The sequence below is a fragment of the Cobetia sp. genome (assembly GCF_983723665.1).
This window is the reverse complement of record NZ_CFDJES010000155.1, coordinates 4,780-6,002: the sequence shown is the minus strand read 5'-3', so window position 1 is coordinate 6,002 and position 1,223 is coordinate 4,780. Positions and strand designations below refer to the sequence as shown.

1 protein-coding gene and 1 pseudogene are annotated in these 1,223 nt (G+C 55.0%); both read right to left on the bottom strand.

Annotated elements, in window-relative coordinates; all coding sequences use genetic code 11:
- Positions 1 to 208 (bottom strand): annotated as a pseudogene (locus tag AC4FAH_RS12715) (hypothetical protein); the annotation flags it as partial.
- Positions 209 to 540: 332 nt separating this feature from the next.
- A partial coding sequence (locus tag AC4FAH_RS12710) for a DEAD/DEAH box helicase (RefSeq protein ID WP_490246148.1) occupies positions 541 to 1,223 on the bottom strand: 683 nt, incomplete at its 5' end.

The window sequence follows — 1,223 nt, the reverse complement described above, 5'->3', positions numbered from 1 at the left end:
CGTCCTCGAAACACCGGGTGAGATAGTTGGCTATCTCCGTGTCGGTGCTGGGGAGGGTGCCGCCACGTCTGAGAAACATCCGTATGTCGCTTTGGAAGGCTCGGATGGTACTCGGTGCAAGGCTTGCCATGATCAGCTTTCGTGCCGAGACCGTCAGGCAAAGTCCCGGCAGAGAGTCCTGGTTTCCCTGATAGGGGATCACTTGCATTGCCTGAGGTCTTCGTCTTTGAGGCGGGTGGATGCCTGTCGGTGGTCTGGACACCATGAGGGATCTCCATCGATGTCGAAAAGTTGGAGTGGGGGCCGATATGCGCTGTGAGGTGGCCATCGAATTTCACGCTATCACCCTTCGTAAATCAGCCAACCCGAAATGCATGCCCTAGAAGGCATGGAGAGTTGAGAGTCACGCATATGCAGGATTATTTGAGTAATTCCACTGGTAAATGTGCGATTTGTGGATGTTATGCTTAGGATTAGGCTATAAAAAAGTGAAATCATCTGGTGGTTGGGCGGGCGTGGCTGCCGAGCCGCCTCCTGTAATCAGATCGATACCAGGCGCGCCAAGAAGGCGTTGGAGAACGCCACATCATTTGCCAGATCAAGAGTGATCTCTCGTACTCCCTCTGAGAAGCTCACACACTCACTCATGGGGGCCTGAGCATTTGGCGCGCCACGCATGTCAATCGACGGGAGTTTTCCACTCGTGCCAGGGTCGTTGGAGGCTATCGAATCAGTGGCTGGATAGACGATTGGGGCGGAGTCTGTCGGGGAGGAGAAGGGATCCAGTTGGATCGCAGCATGCTCGTCGGGCAAGTCGTCAAACAGTCGGTAGGCGTAGTGTCGTAACGTGCTTTCGTTGAGCGCATAGAAATAGCACGCATCATCCTGTGCATGTCGACGCCGTATGATTCGGCCTAGCACCTGACGAAAATACTGTTCGGTCCTGACGTGGCTGAGGTAGCAACAGACCTGCAAGCGGGGAATGTCGATCCCTTCACTGACCATGTTGACGGAGATAATCCACGAGGTATGGCCGTAGCGAAAGGCCTCAAGTCGTGCGTGCGCCCCTTCCGTCTGGCTGGTTACCAGGCACACCGTCTGTCCCATCTGTTTCAGACAATCAGCGATGTCTTCCGCATGAGAAATGTTGGATGCCACCACCAATCCTGCGGCGGTCGGGTCTTTCTCCTGAAGCTGTCGCAAGCGTTGGCAGCTGACGTCCA